Consider the following 21,275-nt stretch of genomic DNA (forward strand, 5'->3'; position numbering starts at 1 on the left):
TTGGCGTCCTGGTGAGGACGGCGGAATGGGACGGGTCGTGCTCGGGTGTGCGGCGCTGGTCAAAGCGCCGGTTTCATCGCCTTGGAAGGGGCCTTGGGCGGGCGTGTTCTGGTCAGCACGCCGTGTTTGGTGGCGCGCCGCGCCTGGGGGGTGTCGGGCGGCGGTTTCGCCAGCAGGTCGCGGTGATCGGGAACGGCGCTGCGCAGATAGCTGCGGATCTGCTGAATCCATTTGCGCGCCAGCTCTTCGGAAATGGACAGCTCCGCCGCGATGTCCGCGTAGGGCTGTTCCTCGATGAAGCGCATGCGGGCGGCCTGGCGCATTCGCTCGTCCCGGATGCCGTCGAGCGATTCCAGGACCTTGACGAGCAGAGCGCGGTCGGCGTTGGTGCGTTCCGGGTCCATGGCGTCCCGTCCGCTGGAAACGTCGGCGATGGAGGCAATCTCGACGAGGGAGCCGACCAGGACGGGATGGCGCTGGTGGGCGCGATGCCGGTCGATGAAATGGTTGATGGCGGTGCGTCGCAACCAAGTGCGCGTTTTGATGATGGAGCGTGCGTAGAGGGGCAGGACGTCCGACAGATTGATGCAGAGCCCGCTCAGGCAGTCGTGAATTTCCTGCCTGTTTCCTTTGCACAACCGGTGGTATGTCCAAAACAGGTCGGTGTAATGGCGGCACCAGAAGACCCAGAAGGCGGTCTGGTCTCCGGTCGCGATGCGTTCCAGAAGGCCGGAATCCTCCAACTGGTGGAGATCTTCCCCGGTGCGGGAGAGGAGCCGCGGCGATCCGGCCATGGACAGCGAGGGCCAGGGGCGCTTCGCTTCCCGCCGCCGATCCAACGCTGTTCCGGTGGGGATGTCCCCTAAAGGTTGCGCTCTTTGCTGCATATGACGTCCCTTGCGCGTTTTGCTCAAGGGACGCTCGCCAAGTTCTATGCGTGAACGAACTGGATATACTTTTTTTCGAAATACCTATGTATTTCGCACGAGCTCATCTAAAAAAAAACCTATCCGACCACAACCGCACTATGTCCTGATAATCAAGCCATGGCTATGCACGCGCAGGCGGGTGCGTCGATTCTATGGGTACGCAGCGAAGGATCGGTGTGGGGATAGTAACGCCGTGCGGCACCGGGCCGCTCAAGGCTTTAAGGATAAAGATGGATTAACCAACGGGATCGAATTCTTGATCGCCGTTCCGGTAATGTTTCCAGATTTCTATATTTCAGAAGATGGGTGCCGCTGCGTGCGGGGCCGTCCGAAACTTCTGCCGGATGGCAGGAGTGGAGGGGCTCGAACCCCCAACCCCCGGTTTTGGAGACCGGTGCTCTACCAATTGAGCTACACTCCTGTCGCCGCTTTGCAGCGGGAAGCCGCTTTTAGGCGATTTCAGGGCGCCGCACCAGCGGAAAATTGCTGCAATCGGGTTTGAAGCGCTCTTTCACCGGGAGCATGACGGAGAATGGGGCAGGGGGCGGCACCGTGAACGTGGCCGGGCCGTTGTCAGCCTCGGCCCACACGATATGGAAAGAAAAAATTTACCAAACAAAGCCACTTCTTGCCACGCCGCGTATACTTCTGCTCACCAAGCTGCAGAATTGAACCATCTTTAAAAGTATCGATTTCAATTTTTTAAAAGATGACTTCACAGAAGACATCGTTGATGCGTGAAGAGCGGCGGTTTGTAACGGCTTCGCATCATGGGCCGGCAAAGCCGTAGCCCTGCAGAATTGCTTGGCCGGCCGGGGACAGAATGCTTTGGACGAACGCTTCCGCCCGTGCGCGGTCCGTGCCGTTCAGCACGGCCAGCCCATAGTCTGCGCCCACCGCCATCGCCGCAGGCAGGGCGACGATCCTCAACGCTGGATTTTCCAGCGCCGCGAGCCGTGCGTTGGTGCGGTAGGTCAGGAACAGGTCGGCCTTGCGCCGTTTCATCAGCCATGCGTAGGGGTTGCGGCCTTCCGGCGGTTTCTCGCTGTTCGGCCCGCCGGTGAGTCGCAGCGCCTTCGCATCCAGCGCCGCGAAGCTGCCGGGGCGCAGGGCCTCGGCCTTGCGGAAGACGTCCCAGACATAATCGCCGGCGGGATCCGCCTGCGGCGTCGAGGTGCCCAGCCGGATGCCCGGGTCGAGCAGCCGGTCGAGCAGCGTGTCCTCCGAAACCTCCACCTCCGGCTGGGCAATGGCGCAGAGTTGGTTGCGCGCGAAGGGGTGGACGGTCGTCGCTCGTCCGGCGTCGGCCAGCGCGCGGGGATGCGCCATGTTGGCGGAGGCGAACAGGCCGCTTTCCCCACTCTGCAACAGCCGCGCCTTCAGCAGACCGGAAGGGGCAAAGACGGTGGCGACCCGGATGCCCACCCGCGTTTCGAACGCCTGCGCCAGTTCGCTCAGCGCGGCCTTCAGACTGCCGGCGGCAAACAGATGCACCGCACCGTCCAACCGCGCCACCGACTTGTCCATGAAGGTCATTGTCCGCACCGCTTGTGTCCAAACGCCTTTTTCTTATGCATAGAGCACGGAACATACTTGGAAACGTGTGAGGAACAACGCACGCCGCCACCGCGGGCCCAGCAGCCGGAATGAACTGCGTGTGGCGTGTTCCTCCGCTCGCCACAATCTAAGATGTATAATGGCCAAGCGCCATGCAGCGGCCTCCCCAGCGAACCATCCAAAATCGATAACCGTGTCGGCCATGAGCCGTCCGGGATTGCGCGCATTCCCGTGAAGGAGCGTGCGCAAACGCCACGGTCGGCGCGGTGTCCCGGTATGCGCACCGCTCCGGCACCGCTCATGACGGAGATATGAATGTTACAAATTCCGACAAACTAGGACTAACACCATCTCCAAAATCGTATGATAGAAATAGCTACCTCAGATGGAGATCCGACGGGGTCTTCGTTAATCAAAAGTTAGCAACGACCATCGCGCGAAGGTATCGGTCCTATGAACTCGTCCACCAAAGCCGCCTCTTCCATCTCCGTCCTTAGTAAAGATGTGGATAAGAGAAAAGCGTCATGGTGGGCTTGCTTCGTGGCAAGCGCCATTCTCGCGGGTGTGGCTGCTCCCGCGCTCGCGCAACAGCTGCCGGCGCAGCTCCCCTCGGGCGCGGAACCGCGTCCGGAGGCGCCACGCCCGGTGATGCCGCTGCCCTCGGTGCCGGGCGGGGCGGTGACCGTGCCGAAGGCGCCCGCGGCGGAGGCGCCGGCGGGGGCCGAGAGTTACCGCCTGACGTTGCGGGATGTCACGATCGAAGGCGCCACCGCCTACAGCCAGGACAGCCTCAGGACCACCTACCAGGACCTGCTGGGCCGCGAGGTGTCGGTGGCGGACCTGTTCAAGATCGCCAACGACATCGAGTTCCGCTACCGCAACGACGGCTTCATCACCAGCCGGGTCATCGTTCCGGCCCAGACGATCGAGGACGGCACCTTCCGCCTCCAGGTGGTCGAGGGCTTCGTGTCCGACATCACCTATCCCGACGACATCGGCCCGGCCCTGGCCGCGGTGAAGCGGCTGGTGGAGCCGCTGCGCGGCGTCAAGCCGATCAACGTCGCCGAGGTCGAGCGCCGCCTTCTCCTGGCGAACGACCTCGCCGGCCTGAGCGTGCGCGCCAGCCTGGAGCCGGCCCCGGACACGCTCGGCGCCTCGGTGGTGGTGGTGAAGACGGACCGCAAGGCGATGGACGCCCTGGTGTCGTTCAGCAACCGCAACACGCCCTATCTCGGCACCGCCCAGACCACCGCGACGGCGGCGTTGAACTCCTTCGGGCCGAACGCCGACACGGTGAACCTCAGCGGGCGCGTGTCCTCCCCGGCGTCGCGGGCCTGGTCGGTCGGTGCCGGCTACCAGGCGCTGGTGACCGGCGACGGGCTGACCTTCTCCGCCACCGGCTCCTATTCCAAGTCGCGCCCCGGCCTGACGCTGGACCCGCTGGACGTGGAAAGCTGGGTGGCGGCGGGCGTGGGGACGCTCAGCTACCCGGTGATCCGCTCGCGCCTGGAGAACCTCCGCGCCGTCGGCGAGTTCGAATACCGCGACGTGAACACCGACATTTCCGGCGACCGCTTCAACCGCGACCGTCTGCGCATCCTGCGCGGCGGTTTCAGCTATGACCGGACCGACGGCTGGGACGGCATCACCGCGGTGCGCGGCCTCGTGCACCAGGGGCTGGACATTCTCGACGCGACGAAGCTCGGCTCCGCCTACGCCTCGCGCGAGCGCGGGCGCAGCGACTTCACCAAGCTCACCGCCGACATCACCCGCGTGCAGCAGCTGCCGGCCAACTTCAGCATCCTGGCGACGGCCACCATGCAGGCCGCGGGCACGCCGCTGCTGGCCAGCGAGCAGATCGCGCTGGGCGGCCCGAGCTACGGCCGCGCCTTCGACGAGGGCGAGATCTCCGGCGACAGCGGTTGGGCCGGGTCGCTGGAGCTGCGCTACACGCCGGCGCTGCCGGACAACGCCTTCGCGCAGGCCGTCCAGATCTATGGCTTCGTCGACGGCGGCGAGGTGTGGAACCGCTCCAGCCTGGAGCAGAACAGCCGGAATTCGCTGGTCTCCGTGGGCGGCGGCGTGCGCGCCGGCCTCGTGGAGCGGCTTTTCGCGACGCTTGAGATCGATAAACCGCTGACCCGCCGCGTCGCGACCGAGGGCGACAAGGACATGCGGGTCTTCTTCAACATCACTGCGCAATACTGATAGGGCCGGGGGATACAGGACATGGGCAAGGGCAACGTCACCACCACCTCCGGCTTCACCGAGATTCCCGGCGCGCGCCGTCACCGGCAGACGCTGCGCCAGCGGCTGCTGCTGTCGTCCGCGACGGAGGCGCCCCAGCGCGGCGGCGGCACCCGGCGCCAGCGCCGTGCGGCGAAGGCCAAGGGGGGCATCGACTTCGCCCGGCTGGCGCTGCGCAGCGTGATCGGTGTGGCGCTGTCCACCCTGTTCGCCGGCGCCGCCTACGCCAATCCGCTGGAAGGCACCGTCACCGCGGGTGCCGCCACCATCCAGTCGGCGACCCCCAAGTCGATGGAGATCCTGCAGTCCACCGACAAGGCCATCATCAACTGGAAGTCCTTCAGCATCGACGCCGGTGAGAAGGTCACCTTCCAGCAGCCTTCGGCGTCCAGCGTCACGCTGAACCGGGTCACCGGCGCCGACCCGTCCAAGATCATGGGCAGCCTGTCGGCCAACGGCACGGTCATGCTGGTCAACCCCAACGGCGTGGTGATCGGCGCCGGGGCGAAGGTGGACGTCGGCGGGCTGGTGGCGACCACCGCCAACATCTCCGACGCCAACTTCATGGCGGGCAAGTACCAGTTCGACCAAGCCTCCACCAAGCCGAACGCGATGGTGGTGAACGAGGGCGACATCACCGTCAAGGACAGCGGTCTGGCCGCCCTGGTGGCCCCGCACGTCCGCAACTCCGGCGTCATCCGGGCGAAGCTGGGCAAGGTCGCGCTGGGTGGTGCCGAGACCTTCACGCTCGACTTCCACGGCGACGGCCTGATCAGCTTCGACGCCAGCTCCGCCGTCAAGACGGTGGCGAAGGACGCGGACGGCAAGCCGGTCGCGGCGCTGGTCGTCAATTCCGGCGAGATCGCCGCCGAGGGCGGCAGCGTCACCCTGTCGGCGCGCGCCGTGAAGGGCGTGATCGACAACGTCATCAACACCGACGGCGTCATCAAGGCCACCTCGGTCGGCAGCGCCAACGGCAAGATCGTCCTGTCGGGCGGTGACAACGGCAAGGTCGTCATCGGCGGCACCGTCGACGCCAGCGGGCGCGGCGAGGGGCAGACCGGCGGCACCGTCGTCGCCACCGGCGCCGAGATCGCCGTGAAGAAGAACGCCCGCGTCGACGCCTCCGGCAGCAAGGGCGGCGGCGAGGTCGCCATCGGCAGCCAGAAGGGCCGTTCCGGCACCTGGTCGGACAAGGTGACGGTCGAAGCCGGCGCCACCCTGTCCGCCGACGCCGTGAAGTCCGGCAAGGGCGGCAGCGTGACGGTGCTGTCGCAGAAAAGCACAAAGCACGCCGGTAAGATCTCCGCCCGCGGCGGTGCCGACGGCGGCGACGGCGGCTTCGCCGAGGTGTCCAGCCACAAGGACATCACGCTGACCGGCGGCGTGGACCTGTCCGCGCCGAAGGGGGCGGCGGGCACCTTCCTGCTCGACCCGGAAAGCCTGCGCATCGTCAGCTCCGCCGGAGGCAGCCAGGACGGCGCCGCCGGCGACGGCACGATCGGCGTCAACGATCCCAACCTGGGCAGCGGCGATTCCGTCAACACGGTGTCGAAGCAGGTGCTGGAAGGCATCGCCGGCAACGCGAACATCGTGCTGGAGGCGTCGGGCCTCATCACGGTTGAGACCAGTCTGGATCTCCAGACCATTGCGGGCCACAGCTTCACCCTGCGTTCGCTGACCAGCAACGGCATTGCCTTCACCGACGCCAGCTACGAGATCCGCACCAACGGCGGCGACATCGTGCTGGAAGCCAACGGCATGGCCAGCAGCCTGACCAACATCGGCAAGCTGACGACCCGCGGCGGCGCGGTTCGGCTGACGGCCACCAACAATGTCCAGCTCGCCAACCTGATCGACACCACGCCGGTCTCGGGAAGCGCCGGGGCGGTCTCCGTCAACGCCCAGAGCGGGTCGCTGACCGCGTTGGACGCCGGCCGGATCGTCGGTGGCCCGGTCACCCTGACCGCCGGCAGCGCCATCGGCGCCAGCGGTGCTGCGGTGTCGACCAGCAGCACCCAACTCTCCCTGGTCACCGGCGGCAACCTGTACGTCACCAACGACCAGACGCTGACCGACCTCTCCGTCACCAGCACGCACCGGACGGTCGGGGCCGACAGCCAGTTCTTCCTGGCCTCCAACGGCCTGATCTTCACCGTCACCGATTCGTCCGGCAGCACCGCGCTCGACGCGATCAGCCAGGTCGGCGGCCTGAACAGCTTCGCCTTCCGCGGTGATCGCAACATCCAGGTCGGCACGGTCAACGCCGGAGCGGGGTCGGTCGCGCTGACCAGCACCGCCGGCAACATCACCGGCACCAGCGCGGGCCTGCTGACCGGCGGCGCTCTGACGCTGACGGCCCGCGGCTCCTCGGGCAGCAACGGCGCCATCGGCACGTCGTCGCAGGTGCTGAACACCGCCGGCGCCAGCCTGACCGCGACGGCCGGCAGCGGCGGCATCAACCTGTCGAACACCGGCGCGCTGGCCCTGGCCAACCTGACCAGCGGCGGCGCCACCACCGTCGCGGCCACCGGCAACCTGACGGTCGGCGCGGTGGCCAGCGGCAGCAACACGCTGACCCTGACCAGCAGCGGCGGCAGCATCCTGAACGATGCCGACGCCTCGACCACCATCAGCTCCTACAGCCTGGTCCTGAACGCCGCCGGCAGCATCGGCACCAGCGGCACGGCCCTGACCGCCGGCTCCTACAACATCGACGCCACCTCCGGCGCGGGCGGCGTCTTTCTGACGACGTCGGGCTCGGCGGTGCTGGGCTCCATCGTCTCGACCAACGGCGACGTCGCGATCACCACCGGCGGCACAACCACCATCGGAACGATCACCAGCGCCAACGGGACCAGCAGCATCGCCGTCACGGCGAACGGCGCGGTGTCCGACATCACCGCGACCACGGTCAATGCCGGGGCCAACGGCAACGTCACCCTGACGACCGCCAACGGCAGCATCTCCGACCTGTCCGGCACGATCACCGGCGACAACGTCACCCTCGCCGCCGGAGGCAGCACCTCCACCGTGACGGTGAACACCGCGGCGAAGCGGCTGACGGTCACCAACAACGCGGGCAACATCACGGTCATGCAGACCGGCGCCGTGACGGTGGACAACATCACCTCCACCGGCTCGTCGGTCTCGCTCACCGTCAGCGGCGGCGCCGCCACGCTGGGGACGATCAAGACGACCACCGGCGCGATCTCCGTGACGACGACCGGCGGCGCCATCCTGGGCAAGGACGCCAACAACCGGCTGTCCGCCAACAGCATCACCTTGAGCACGGACGGCGCCATCGGGAGCTTCGGCACCCATCTGCGCACCTCCACGGGGGCGCTGACGCTGAGCAACGTCGGGGATCTGTATCTCGACAACAGCGGCGTGATCCTGACCGGCCTGTCGATCACCAACCGCCATGTCGGCGGAGCGGCCAACGCGCTGCAACTCACCTCAGAGTATTTCAACTTCGCGGTCGGCGACAACGGCACCGCGACCATCCTGGAGGCGGTCGGCAGCCCGAAGCTGAAAACCCTCAGCTTCAACAGCGACATCGACCTGATCGTCGGCGATCTGGCCACGGTGGGGACGGGCGGCACGGTCACGCTGACCTCCACCACCGGCAGCATTCGCGACGACGGCAGCCTGAACACGCGGATCGATGCCGACACCGTGACGCTGAGCGCCGCGACGGGCAACCTGGGCAACGTCTCCGCTCCGCTGGCGCTCAACGCCACGAAGCTGACGCTGACCACCGGCGGCGACCTGCACGTCACCAACCTGTCCGACATGGCGGAGCTGACCCTCACCAGCACCCATGCCGACACGACGGTGGTGAACAGCTACTCGATCACCGCGCCGAACTTCGCCTTCGGCCTGACCGACGACGCCACCAACGGCTACCTGCTGAGCACGCTGGTGGACACTACCGGCCTGCTCTTCTCCTTCAAGGGCGACCGCGACATCCGGCTGGGTCGGGTCGATCTGACCTACAAGAACGGCGTCCTTCCCGACAACGGGACGCCCTCGCCCAGCGAAACCTACAGCATCTTCAACGCCGAGACGACGAACGGCTCCATCCTGGACGACGGGTCGAAGACCACGGTGGTGCTGGCCGGTTCGGTCAACCTGAAGGCCAGCAAGGCGATCGGCAGCGGCTCGGGCACCGAGTATCTGGACATCGTCACCCCGGTCCTCAACGCCAGCGCGGCGGACGGCGGCATCTACATCACCCTGCCGACCTCGACGGGCGTCAACAACCAGAAGAACCAGATCACGCTGGGGGGCAAATTCTTCAGCGCCGCGGACAATCCCATCGTGGTGACGGCGACCTGGGGCGACATCGTCCTGGGCGGCAGCTTCACCTCCAGCAGCAGCACCGACATCACGATCACGGCGACCAACGGGTCGATCCTGAACTCGAACAGCGCCACCTTGCGCGGCGGTTCCTCGGGCACGGTGACCCTGACCGCCGGGAAGAACATCGGCTCGTCGGACAAGGCGGTGAGCGTGAACGCCGGCACGGTCGCGGCCACCGCCGGCGGATCGATGTGGCTCGGCCTGGGCACCGGCCCGACCGAACTGAACAGCCTGACGGCCGGCGGCGACATCACCGTCACGAAGTCCAACGGCGTCATGACCGTCGGGTCGGTCAACGCCAACAACGGCACCGGAACGGTCACGCTGACGAACACCAGCGGCAGCATCCAGGACGATTCGGACAACACGACGCTCATCGCCGCCGGCAAGGTGGTCCTGAGCGCCAATGGAAGCGTCGGCGGCACCAACGCGCTGAATCTGGCGACGGCGAACCTGTCGATCACGACGGGCGGCTCCATCGGCATCACCAACACGATGGCGCTGACCGACCTCACCCTGACGCGCGGCTCCTACTCCGGCGGCACCATCGGGATCACCACGGTCAACGGACAGGTCTTCACCCTGTCGGACGGCTCGTCACAGTCCACGATCCAGACCGTCACCAGCAGCACGGCGCTGAATTTCGCCTTCAATTCGTCGCGCGCGGTCAAGGTCGGCACCGTCAACGTCGGAACGGGCGGCAGCGTCACCATCGTCTCGTCCAACGGCGTCACCAACACCGGCAACGGCAGCAAGATCACCGCCGGCAAGGTATCGATTGAGGCGGGGACCTCCTCCTCCATCGGTGATTCGACCCTCTACGGGGCCATCAGTCTCGACACCGGCGACCTGTCGGTGACCGCCGGGCGCGACATCTACGTCGACAACAACGGGCGCGCCTTCAACAGCCTGGCGATCACCAGCACGAACGCCACCACGGTCACCGCGACCAAAAGCACCTTCTCGATCGGCAGCACCGGGTCCCAGATCTACTCGCTGGCCGACAGCGGCACCACGCATTCGATCGACGTCACCGGGGCGAGCGGCAGCAACTTCAGCTTCACCGGCAAGAAGCACATCTCGGTTTCCGAGATCGTCGCCACCGGCGGATCGGTCAGCCTGACGACCGCGGGCGGCGGGGTGAACTCGACGATCACGCTGTCCGGCGGCGGTTCCATCCTGGCGTCCGCCGTCACCCTGTCGGCCAACGGCACCGGCACCGACGGCGGCTCCATCGGGTCCAGCACGCGGGCGATGAAGGTCGGCGCCTCGTCGCTGACCCTGGTGACGAACGGCAACCTCTACATCAACAACAACAACACCCCGCTGACCGCGCTGGACGTCACGGTCACGCACAAGTCGAACTCCGATACCGGCACCTACCAGTTCAGCAACCTCGGTTCCGGCCGCAGCTTCGCGGTGTCCGAGAGCAGCGGCGTTCAGACCCTGACGCTGGCGACCGGCGCCGGCAGCATGGATCTGCGCTACAGCGCGGACCGCAGCATCGTGGCCGGCACCATGGACGCCGGGACCGACTCGACCGGCTCCGTGACGCTGGTCACCACCGGAGCGAGTTCCGGCGGGCCGTCCATCAACGGATCGGGGACGATCACGGCGGGGAAGGTCGCGCTGGTCGCCACGGGCAGCAACAGCAACGTCGGCGGCACCTCCGCGGTGCAGACCAGCACGAAGAAGCTGGCCGTCACGTCGGGCGGCAATGTTTCGGTCAACAACGGCCAGAACGTCACGCTGTCCGAACTGACGCTGGATTTCCGGCACCAGAAGTCCCCCAACGCCGCGAACACCTACAGCATCATTTCGAAGGACCTGACCGCCAGCTTCAGCGATTCGACGGCGTCATCCGGCCTGACGGTGACGAACGTCACGCAGACCCAGGGCGGGTTGAAGCTGGCGATCACCAACGACAAGGCTATGCAGGTCACCAAGATCGACGTCGGCACCACCGGCACGGTCGATCTGACGGTCACCGGCGGCAACTCCATCAATGCGACGGGCAGCGGCACCGCGGTCACCGCCGGCAGCCTGACGATGAAGGCCTCGTCCGCCGGCAGCAGCACAAAGCTCGAAACCAAGATCGGCACGCTGACGGCCGACCTGACCGGCTCGCTGAGCCTCAGCAATTCGGGCGACCTGACGCTGAAGGGCGTTTCGGCCAGCTCGGCGGACATCACCGTGACCAACAACGGGTCGCTCCTCCAGAGCGGAACCACGCTGCTGCGCGCGGACGATGTGACGCTGAAGGTCGAAGGCGGCTCCATCGGGGCGTCCGGCGCGTCGCTGCTGACCGAGACGCGGACCCTGAAGGTCACCGCCGGGCGCAACGTCCGTCTGACGAACAGCACCGACCTGTATGCCCTCGACCTCGAGGTCAAGCACGCCCTCGCCGGGACGCAGAACGTCTACGACATCCGGGCGGAGGGGCTGACCTTCGCGCTGACCGACACCAACAGCGGCAGCCAGTACACCCTGTCCAGCGTCGTGGACAGCAGCGGCCTCGACTTCTCGTTCAAGAGCGACAACAGCGTCGCCCTGGGGACGATCAACGGCGGCCTGTCCCGCAAGGTGTCCATCGAGACCACCGGCACCGGCAAGGACATCCTCAGCACCGGCAGCTCGATGGTGACCGCCGGCACGGTCACCCTCACCTCGACCGGGACCATCGGTCAGGCGGGGGCGTCGTCCAACCACATCGCGACGATGGCCGACACGCTGGTGCTGAGCACGGCGACCGACGCCTTCGTGGACAACGGCCGGGACCTGACCGCGCTGTCGCTGACCAGCTCGCGGACGACCGGTGCCGGCACCTATCAGATCACCGCGCCGCAGCTCGTCTTCACCATGACGGACGACGGCACCACCACCACGCTGAGCGAACTGACCGACAGCACCGGTCTCGCCTTCAAGCTGGACACCAAGCACGCGCTGTCCATCGGCACGCTGAACGTGCAGAACTGGGGCACGGTCGACCTGACCAGCGCCGGGAACATCCTGGGCGCCGCCTCGGCGAACGTGGGCAACCCGGCCAACCGCATCACCGCGGGCACCGCGACCCTGAGCAGCGGCGGCGGCGCCATCGGCTCCTCCAGCAACAAGATCCACCTGTCGGCGTCGTCCGCGACCTTCAACGTGAAGGGCGATCTCTACGTCGAATCCGACACCCGCATCGGCGCGCTCAAGATCAAGAGCACCTCGTCCAGCATCGACAACCGCACCTACAACCTGACCTCGGTCAGCACGACGGGCACAGCCATCGCGCTGATCGGCGCCGAGAGCAGCACCCAGACGGCGCTGGCCTCGCTGACCGACGCCAGCGGGGTGCGCTTCACCTTCGACAGCCACCGCAAGTTGGTCGTCGGCGGCCTGGACGTCGGCAAGACCGGCACGATCGCCCTGATCGCGGACCCCGGCATCGTCGGGAACGGCCACTCGGTCGTCAAGATCAACGCCGGCGTCGCGACCTTGACGTCCTCCTCCAACGTGGTCGGCGCGAACGGGGGTGAATTCATCAGCATCACCACCGGCAACCTGACGGTGAACGCCAACAATGGCGCCGTGATCAACCTGCAGGGTTCGACGGTCATCGACTCCATGAGCCTGGCCGGTGCGCTGACCCTGAACAACTCCATCGGCGATATCGCGCTCGGCACGATCTCCATGGGCGGCGCCAACGCGGTCATCAACAACCAGGGCGGCTCGATCCTCAGCGGCTCGATCAGCGGCGCCAATCTGGTGAACCTGACGGCGACCGGGTCGATCGGCAGCGACAGCGCCATCTCGACGTCGGCCGGTTCCGGCGGCACCACGACGCTGACCGCCAGCGCCGCCGGCAGCATCGCGGTATCGGAAGGCAGGGCCCTGACCGTCCAGTCGGTGGTGAGCACCGGCGGCGGTGCGATCAAGCTGTCGACCGGTTCCTCGGGGACCGGCCTCCTGACCGTCGGCACCGTCACCACGACCGGGACGGTGACGCTGACCAGCAGCGACGGCAACATCCGCGCCAACAGCGGCAATCTGGTGACCGGCGGCAGCGTCGAGTTGTCCGCGATCAAGGGCGGCATCGCCGACACGGGCTCGACGCTGAACGTCGCGACGACCGATCTGACGATCAAAACGGCCGGCACCTTCAACGTCGCCGACACGCTCGACCTCGCCAAGCTGACCATCGACCGCACGCCGTCCACCGGCACCGCCACGTCCGGCACGATGAGCCTGACGGCCACCAACCTGAACTGGAGCGTCACGGACAGCGGTGGCACCACCACCTTCACCACGCTGACCGACAGCACCGGCCTGGACTTCACCTTCAAGGCGCCGGGGGCGATCGCCATCGGTACGGTGGACACTGGGGCGTCGAGCACGGTCAGCCTGACGGCCACGGGCAACAGCGCGACCGCCGGCAACATCACGGCGGTGAACAACTCATCGACCATCACCGCGGGTTCCCTGAAGCTGGACGCGCAGAAGAAGACCAACGAGCAGGGCAACAGCAGCGCCATCGGCAGCAACGCCACGGCGCTGGGCATGAACGTGTCCAGCCTGACCGCCAGCAGCGGCTCCGGCGGGCTGTTCGTGAAGAACGCGGCGGGGCTGAACCTCAGCTCCATCACCACGGGCGGCGCCCTGACGGTGATCGCGGCGGCCGGCGACCTGACCGTCTCCAACCTCTCCTACGACAGCAGCAAGGCGCTGACCCTGACGGCGACGGCCGGCCGGATCCTCAACGGCGGCTCCAGCCTGAGCCTCGGCACCGGCAGCGCCACGCTGACGGCGGGGGCCGGCATCGGCACGGCGGACGCGGCGTTCAAGGTCACGACGTCCAGCACCGGGGCGCTGACCACCAACGTCACGGGCGCGGGCGGCCTCTATCTCGACATCGCCGGGTCTCTGACGGGCGGGCTGAGCGCCGCCGTCCAGAACGGCCCGGTGGTGGTGTCGGGCAGCGGCAACATCACGCTGACCAACGTCGCCATCGCCACCGACGCGTCGGGCAACAGCATCACCGTGACCTCGACCGGCGGGTCCATCACCGCCGGGACGGTGACGGCGGGCGCCAACAACGGCTCGGTCACGCTGAGCGCCACCAGCGGCGGCGGCAAGATCCTGGCCGCCAACGGCGGTTCCACGGTCACCGCCAAGACCGTCGCGCTGAACGGGGCCGGCGGCATCGGCACCTCCTCCGCCCGCGTCGGCGTGGGCGGCGCCCAACTGCAGGTGAACGGTGGGGCGGGCGACATCTATCTGAGCACGACCGGCGCCTCCTCGCTCGCCTACGCCGCGACGACCGGCGGCAAGATCGACGTGCAGGCGGGCGACCGCCTCCAGGTGGTCAACGCCAGCACCGGCGGCGGGGCGATCACGATCTCCTCCACCGCCGTGGACGCCGACATCATCGCCGGCAGCATCAACGCCGGCACCGGCGCGGTCACCCTCAGCTCCACCGGGGGCGGGGTGTATGACGACGGTCTTGCCGAGACGCGGATCGTCGGCGGTTCGGTCTCGCTGACCGGCGGCAAGGGCGTCGGCACCTCCAGCCGTTCGGTCCAGACCACCACCGGCGGCCTGACCCTGGCGAGCGCCACCGGAAGCATCTATCTGACCGACGCCACCACCAGCGGCGTCACCGTCACCTCGGCCACCGCCTCCGGCGGCTCGGTCACCATCGCGTCCGCCGGCACGATGACGGTTCAGTCGGTGTCGGCCAACACCACCAACGGAGCGGTCGCGCTGACCGCCGCCGGCTCCATCCTGGGCAGCGGCAACGGCACCCATGTGACCGGCCACTCGGCCAGCCTGACCGCCAACGGCGGCAGCATCGGCGCGGTCACCGACGTCGCCACCGGCGCCGGCACGCCGATCAAGATGAACGTGTCGAGCCTGACCGGCCTGACCGCCACCGGCACCACGCCGGTCATCTCGGTCGACAACATCAACAGCGCCGCCCTGACGCTGGGCAACAACCTCGTCACCCTGGGGGCGGGCGGGTCCGCCTACATCCGCACGGCGGGCAACCTGGACGCCAGCGCCGGCCTGTCGATGACCAGCGGCAACCTGCTGCTGCAGTCCGGCGGGGTGCTGACCCTGCCGACCGCGGCGATCAACCTCGGCACGGGCGCGCTGACCCTGAAGGGCGCCACCGACGTGGTGGCCACGGGGGCCTCGCCGCGGTCGCTGTCGATCACCGCGGGCTCGCTGACCTTCGCCAGCGGCTCCAACGGCGGCGACACCACCCTCAACACCACGGTCGGCACCATCGACGCCAGCCTGACCGGCTCCGGCAAGAATCTGACCGTCAACAACACCGGCACGCTGACGGCGGCGACCCTCGGCGCCAACGGCACTGTCACCGCCACCAGCAGCACCGGCATGACCGCGACCTCGGTGACCGGCGTCGGCACGGTCAGCCTGACCGCGACGACGGGCGACCTGACGGTCGGTACGGTCAACGCCGGGGCGAGCGGCGTCATCAACCTGTCGGCGGCGGGCGGCAGCCTGCTGACCGGCAACGGCACCAGCCTGACCGGCGGCACGCTGAACCTGACCTCCAACACCGGGATCGGGACCAGCACCACCGCCTTCACCAGCACCATCGCCAACATCTCGGCGATGGTGACCGGGACGGGCGGAATCTATCTGGCCGGCACCAGCTTCAACCTGGGCAATCTCGCCACCACCGACGGCGACATCTTCGTCACCGCCAGCGGCGCCATCACCGACAGCAACGCCACCACCGGCATCAACGCCGGGAACAGCGGCAACATCTCCCTGATCTCCACGGGGGGTGCGGTGTCCTTGACCAGGGCGGTGTACAGCGTCGGTTCGGACGCCACCCGGGCCAGCGTGACGGTGCAGGGCACCACCATCGGCCTGGGCCTTGTGAGCACCACGGGCACGCAGACCTACACCGGCAACACCACGCTCGGCGGCACGCTGACCGGCAAGTCGGTGACCGTCACCGGGAACTTGGCCCTGTCGGGCGGCAACCGTATGGTGACCACGACCGGCGGAGCCCTGTCGGTGAGCGGCACGCTGAACGGCGGCGGCTACGGGGCGACCCTGCTCGCCGGGCAGGGCGCAGTGACGCTGGGCGGGTCGGCCAGCAATCTGGCCTATCTGACGATCACCGGGGGGACCATCGGCCTGCGCGACGTGACGACGACGGGCGCGCAGGCCTACACCGGCGCGGCCAGCCTCCAGGGCGCCTACGCCACCGGAAACGGCGCCTTCACGGCGACCGGTGCGACGACGCTGGCGGGCGCCACCACGGTGAACTCCGGCAGCGGAAACGTGCTGTTCAGCGGCACGGTGAACGGGGCCAACTCTCTCGTGATCACCAGCAGCGGCGTGACCCAGTTCACCGGCACGGTGGGCGGCACGACGGCGCTGACGAGCCTGACCATCGACGCCGGCGGGACGGCCAGCGTGAAGTCGGTTTCGACCACGGGCGGCCAGACCTACAGCGGCACGGTGACGCTGGATGGCACCTACACCACGGGCGCGGTCTTCTCGGCCATCGGCGCGGTGACGCTGGGCGGCAATACAACGGTGGACGGCACGTCGAGCGTTGTGTTCATGAACACGGTGGACGGCGCCTATACCCTGGCGGTCAACAACAAGGGCATGGCGCAGTTCAACGGCGCCGTGGGTGGCACGACGGCGCTGATGAGCCTGACCACGGACGCCGGCGGCTCCAGCAGCCTGAAGTCGGTGACGACCAACGGTGCCCAGACCTACAACGACGCTGTGACGCTGAACGGCACCTACACCACCGGCAGCGGCGCCTTCACCGCCAACGGTGCGGCGACGCTGGCCGGCGGCACGACGGTCAACGGCGGGTCGAGCGTGCTGTTCGCCGGCACGGTGGACGGTGCCCAGGCCCTGGTCATCAACAGCAAGGCCGCGACGCAGTTCACCGGCACGGTGGGCGGCACGACGGCTCTGGCCAGCCTGACCACCGACGCCGGCGGCACCAGCAGCCTGCGCAACGTCACCACCACGGGCGCCCAGACCTACAACGACGCGGTCACCCTGAACGGCATCTACACCACCGGCAGCGGCGCCTTCACCGCCAACGGTGCGGCGACACTGGCCGGCGACACGACGGTGAACGGCGGGTCGAGCGTGCTGTTCGCCGGCACGGTGGACGGCGCCTACGCCCTGGCGGTCAACAACAAGAGCACGACGCAGTTCACCGGCACGGTGGGCGGCACGACGGCGCTCGCCAGCCTGACCACCGACGCCACCGGCACCAGCAGCCTGCGCAGCGTCACCACCACGGGCGCCCAGACCTACAACGACGCGGTGACCCTGAACGGCACCTACACGGGTGGTACGGTCACCGCCAACGCGGCGACCACGCTGGCCGGCGCGACGACGGTGAACGCCGGGACGGCCACCTTCAACGGCGCGGTGAACGGCGCCCAGGCGCTGACCATCGCCGGGACGGGGACGACGCAGTTCAACGCGGCGGTGGGCGGCACGACGGCGCTCGCCAGCCTGACCACCAACGCAGGCGCCACGACCAGCTTCCTGAGCGTCACCACCAACGGCGCGCAGACCCACAATGCCGCCACGACGCTCAACGGCGCCTACAGCTCGCTCAACAGCCCGATCACCTTCAACGGTGAAACGACGCTGGCCGGGACGACGCTGGTGGATGCGGGCTACGGCACGATCACCTTCAACGGGACTGTCAACGGCGCCCAGGACCTGACGGCGATCTCGACCGGGGCGATGGTGTTCAACGCGGCGGTGGGCGGCACGACGGCTCTGGCCAGCCTGACCACCGGCACGGGCTACACCAGCCTCGTCAACGTGACCACGGCGGGCGCCCAGAGCTACGGCGGGGAAACCAGCCTGATGGGCACCTACGCCACCGGCAACGGCGCCTTCACCGTCGCCGGCCCGGCGACGCTGGCGGGGGCCGCCACGGTCAATGCCGGCAGCGGTGCGGTGACCTTCAACGGCACCGTGAACGGCGCCCAGGCGCTGACCGTCAACGGCAGCGGCGCCACGCAGTTCAACGCGGCGGTGGGCGGCACGACCGCGCTCGCCAGCCTGACCACCGACGCCGACGGCACCACCAGCCTGAAGGCGGTGACGACCAGCGGCGCCCAGACCTACAACGACGTGACGACGCTCAACGGCGCCTACAGCTCGCTCAACAGCCCGATCACCTTCAACGGTGAAACGACGCTGGCCGGGACGACGCTGGTGGATGCGGGCTACGGCACGATCACCTTCAACGGGACGGTCAACGGCGCCCAGGACCTGACGGCGATCTCGACCGGGGCGATGGTGTTCAACGCGGCGGTGGGCGGCACGACCGCGCTCGCCAGCCTGACCACCGGCACGGGCTACACCAGCCTCGTCAACGTGACCACGGCGGGCGCCCAGAGCTACGGCGGGGAAACCAGCCTGATGGGCACCTACGCCACCGGCAACGGCGCCTTCACCGTCGCCGGCCCGGCGACGCTGGCGGGGGCCGCCACGGTCAATGCCGGCAGCGGTGCGGTGACCTTCAACGGCACGGTGAACGGCGCCCAGGCGCTGACCGTCAACGGCAGCGGCGCCACGCAGTTCAACGCGGCGGTCGGCAACACCACGGCGCTCGCCAGCCTGACCACCGACGCCGACGGCACCACCAGCCTGAAGGCGGTGACGACCAGCGGCGCCCAGACCTACAACGACGCGGTGACCCTGGACGGCGCCTATCGGGCCGGCACGGTCTTCACGGCGGCGACGGCGGCGACCCTGGGCGGCGACAGCCGCATCACCGGCGACGGCGGGATCGTCTTCGCTTCCACCCTCGACGGCGGGCGGGCGCTGACGCTGGCCAGCGGCAGCGGCGACATCCTGCTCGGCGGCGCGGTCGGCGGCACCAGCCGTCTGGGGGCGCTGACGATCGACGGCGGCGGCACCACCACCGTCGCCGGCGCGGTGAAGGCGGCCTCGCTGGCCACCGACGCCACCGGGATCACCATCCTGAACGGCGGCAGCGTCGACACCACCGGGGCGCAGAGCTACGCCGACGCGGTGACGCTGGGGGCCGATACCGTCCTGACCGGCACCCAGGTGTCGCTGTCGGGCAGCATCGACGCGGCCGAGGCGGGCCGTCAGAGCCTGACCATCGCCGGCAACGCGGCGCTCGCCGGCACCCTCGGCACCCGGCAGGCTCTGGCGGCGCTGACGGTCGGTGGCGAGACGCTGCTGACCGGCGCCACGGCGGTCACCAGCGGGGCGCAGACCTACGGCGGCGCGGTCCGTCTGGCCGGCACCCCGTCGGCCCTGGCCGGCACCGGCGTCACCTTCGCCGGGACGCTGGACGGCGGGCAGGCCCTGACCGTCAGCAGCGGAACCGGCGACGCCGTCTTCGCCGGCACGGTCGGCGAGATGGAGCGTCTGGGCGCCCTGGTGGTGAACAGCGCCGGCCAGACCCGCTTCGCCCAGTCGGTCCGCGCGGCCTCGGTCGTCACCGACGCGGCGGGCACGCTCGCCCTGAACGGCGGATCCGTCGACACCACCGGGACCCAGACCTACGGGGAACGGGCGGTGCTGGGGACCGACACCCGCCTGACCGGCAGCACCGTCGTGCTGGCCGGCGGGCTGGACGCCGCCACCCGCGGCGGGCAGGGGCTGACCATCGCCGGCAACGCCGTCGTCAACGGCGCCGTCGGCGGCACGCAGGCGCTGAGCCGCCTGTCGGTGACCGGCCTCGCCGCCCTGAACGGCGGCGCGGTGACCACCGTGGCGGAGCAGAGCTACGACGGCGCGGTGACGCTGGGGGCCGACACCGTCCTGACGGGTGGGACCGTCTCCCTGCTGAACGGCGGCAACGCCGCCAACGCCGGGGCGCCGGGGCTGACGGTCGAGGGCGACGCCGTCCTGGCCGGGGTCTTCGGCGAAACCGGCGCCTTGCGGCAGATTGCCGTCAGCGGCGGCGTCCGCCTGAACGGCGCCAGCATCGCCACCACCGGGGCGCAGCGCTTCGGCGGTGCCCTGACGGTGGCCGCCAACAGCGTCCTGACCAGCACCGGCGGCGACCTCGTGTTCGGCGGGGCCGTCGACAGCGCCAACCGCTCCGCGCTGGCGCTGACCGGCGCGGCCATCCGGGCGGCGGGCGACATCGGCGCGTCGGGCCTGATGGGCGACGTCACGGTCCGCAGCTCGGGCGGCGTCTTCTACGACGGCGCGGTGACCGTGCGCTCGCTGACCCAGACGGCGGGCGGCGAGAGCCGCTTCGCCAAGGCGCTGACCGCCACCGGAACGGACGGCCTCCGCCTGACCGGCGCCGGCTTCACCTTCGGCGCGGCGGTGAACAGCGCGGGCTCGCTGGCCGTCGTCACGACGGACGGGTCCGGCACGGTGACCTTCGGGCGTGATGCCACGGTTGTCACGGAGGGGGGCTTTACCCAATCCGGTGGATCGGGCATTGTTCTGCCGGCCAGCATTACGGCCAAGAACGGCCCGATCACGCTGGGCGCCGTGGCATCCCTTCCGGACGGCCAGGCGTCCATCACGGCGGGCGGCCCCATCACCATGGCGGGGCTTCAGGGCAAGGCCACCATGCTGACCATGGCGTCCGACGGCGGGGCGCTGCTCATCGGACAGGAGATCGGGACCGCCTTGCAGAAGATCGACGTGCTGAGCCTGACCGTTCCCAAGGCCGGTTCCGCCCGGATGTTCGGCACCGTGGCCGGCAAGACGGACGCGTTGGCCGCCAGCGCGATCGACAGCCCGCTGCGGGCCGCCCCGTACTTCATCAACAACACCCCCTGGGGTCCGACGCAGCAGGTCAGCCGGGTCGCCGCCACCGTGGTGGTGGTCGTCCCGGTTCCCAGCACCCCCGGCGTCACCAGCCTGTTCACCGGCACGGTGACCCGATCCGGCCTCACGCCGAACACTCTGGCCGCCTACGCCGCGCCGCAGGTTCTGTCCCTGGCCGGCACGACCCCGTCGCTGACCGGTGCCGGGGCTCAGCCGGAGGTTCTGTCCACCCGCTCCGGGGCTGATGGTTCGGGAAATGGGGCTGGAACCACCCCGTCCACCACCCGCGCCGGCGCACAGCCGGAGGTCCTGACCACCGGTCCCGCACCGTCCGCCACCGGCAACCAGCAGACGGAGAAGGAGGAGGCGCGCTGAGGCGCGCCTTTCCCCCGG

General features: G+C 68.7%; 4 protein-coding genes and 1 tRNA gene. 2 read left to right on the forward strand and 3 right to left on the reverse strand.

Translation table 11 applies throughout. The features are described from left to right. Positions 1-59: 59 nt before the first annotated feature. The 3 genes from DS837_RS06535 to DS837_RS06545 form a co-directional block, all read right to left on the reverse strand. On the reverse strand, positions 60-794 hold the full coding sequence (locus DS837_RS06535) for an RNA polymerase sigma factor (RefSeq protein WP_149163980.1): 735 nt from the start codon (positions 792-794) through the stop codon (positions 60-62). A gap of 480 nt (positions 795-1,274) precedes the next feature. Then, positions 1,275-1,350 (reverse strand) — tRNA-Trp (locus tag DS837_RS06540). A gap of 347 nt (positions 1,351-1,697) precedes the next feature. Further along, the gene (locus DS837_RS06545) at positions 1,698-2,465 is read right to left on the reverse strand and encodes a molybdate ABC transporter substrate-binding protein (protein ID WP_149163981.1); all 768 of its coding nucleotides are present in this window, start codon (positions 2,463-2,465) and stop codon (positions 1,698-1,700) included. Between the two features lie 669 nt (positions 2,466-3,134). Here DS837_RS06545 and DS837_RS06550 point away from each other — a divergent pair. Both DS837_RS06550 and DS837_RS06555 read left to right on the forward strand, forming a co-directional pair. Next, positions 3,135-4,694 carry a ShlB/FhaC/HecB family hemolysin secretion/activation protein gene (locus DS837_RS06550; protein WP_247889805.1) on the forward strand — a complete coding sequence of 520 codons (1,560 nt, stop codon included), beginning with the start codon at positions 3,135-3,137 and terminating at the stop codon, positions 4,692-4,694. Positions 4,695-4,715: 21 nt separating this feature from the next. Beyond that, positions 4,716-21,257 (forward strand): filamentous hemagglutinin N-terminal domain-containing protein, encoded by a 16,542-nt coding sequence (locus DS837_RS06555; protein ID WP_149163982.1) that lies wholly within the window; start codon positions 4,716-4,718, stop codon positions 21,255-21,257. The last annotated feature ends 18 nt before the right edge of the window (positions 21,258-21,275 follow it).

This window comes from Azospirillum brasilense, assembly GCF_008365405.1.
Taxonomy (GTDB): Bacteria; Pseudomonadota; Alphaproteobacteria; order Azospirillales; family Azospirillaceae; genus Azospirillum; species Azospirillum brasilense_D.

Bases quoted from the DNA above. Each gene is read 5' to 3' on its own strand.
- DS837_RS06535 (WP_149163980.1), bottom strand. From the start codon at position 794: ATGGCCGGATCGCCGCGGCTCCTCTCCCGCACCGGGGAAGATCTCCAC.
- DS837_RS06545 (WP_149163981.1), bottom strand. From the start codon at position 2,465: ATGACCTTCATGGACAAGTCGGTGGCGCGGTTGGACGGTGCGGTGCAT.
- DS837_RS06550 (WP_247889805.1), top strand. From the start codon at position 3,135: ATGCCGCTGCCCTCGGTGCCGGGCGGGGCGGTGACCGTGCCGAAGGCG.
- DS837_RS06555 (WP_149163982.1), top strand. From the start codon at position 4,716: ATGGGCAAGGGCAACGTCACCACCACCTCCGGCTTCACCGAGATTCCC.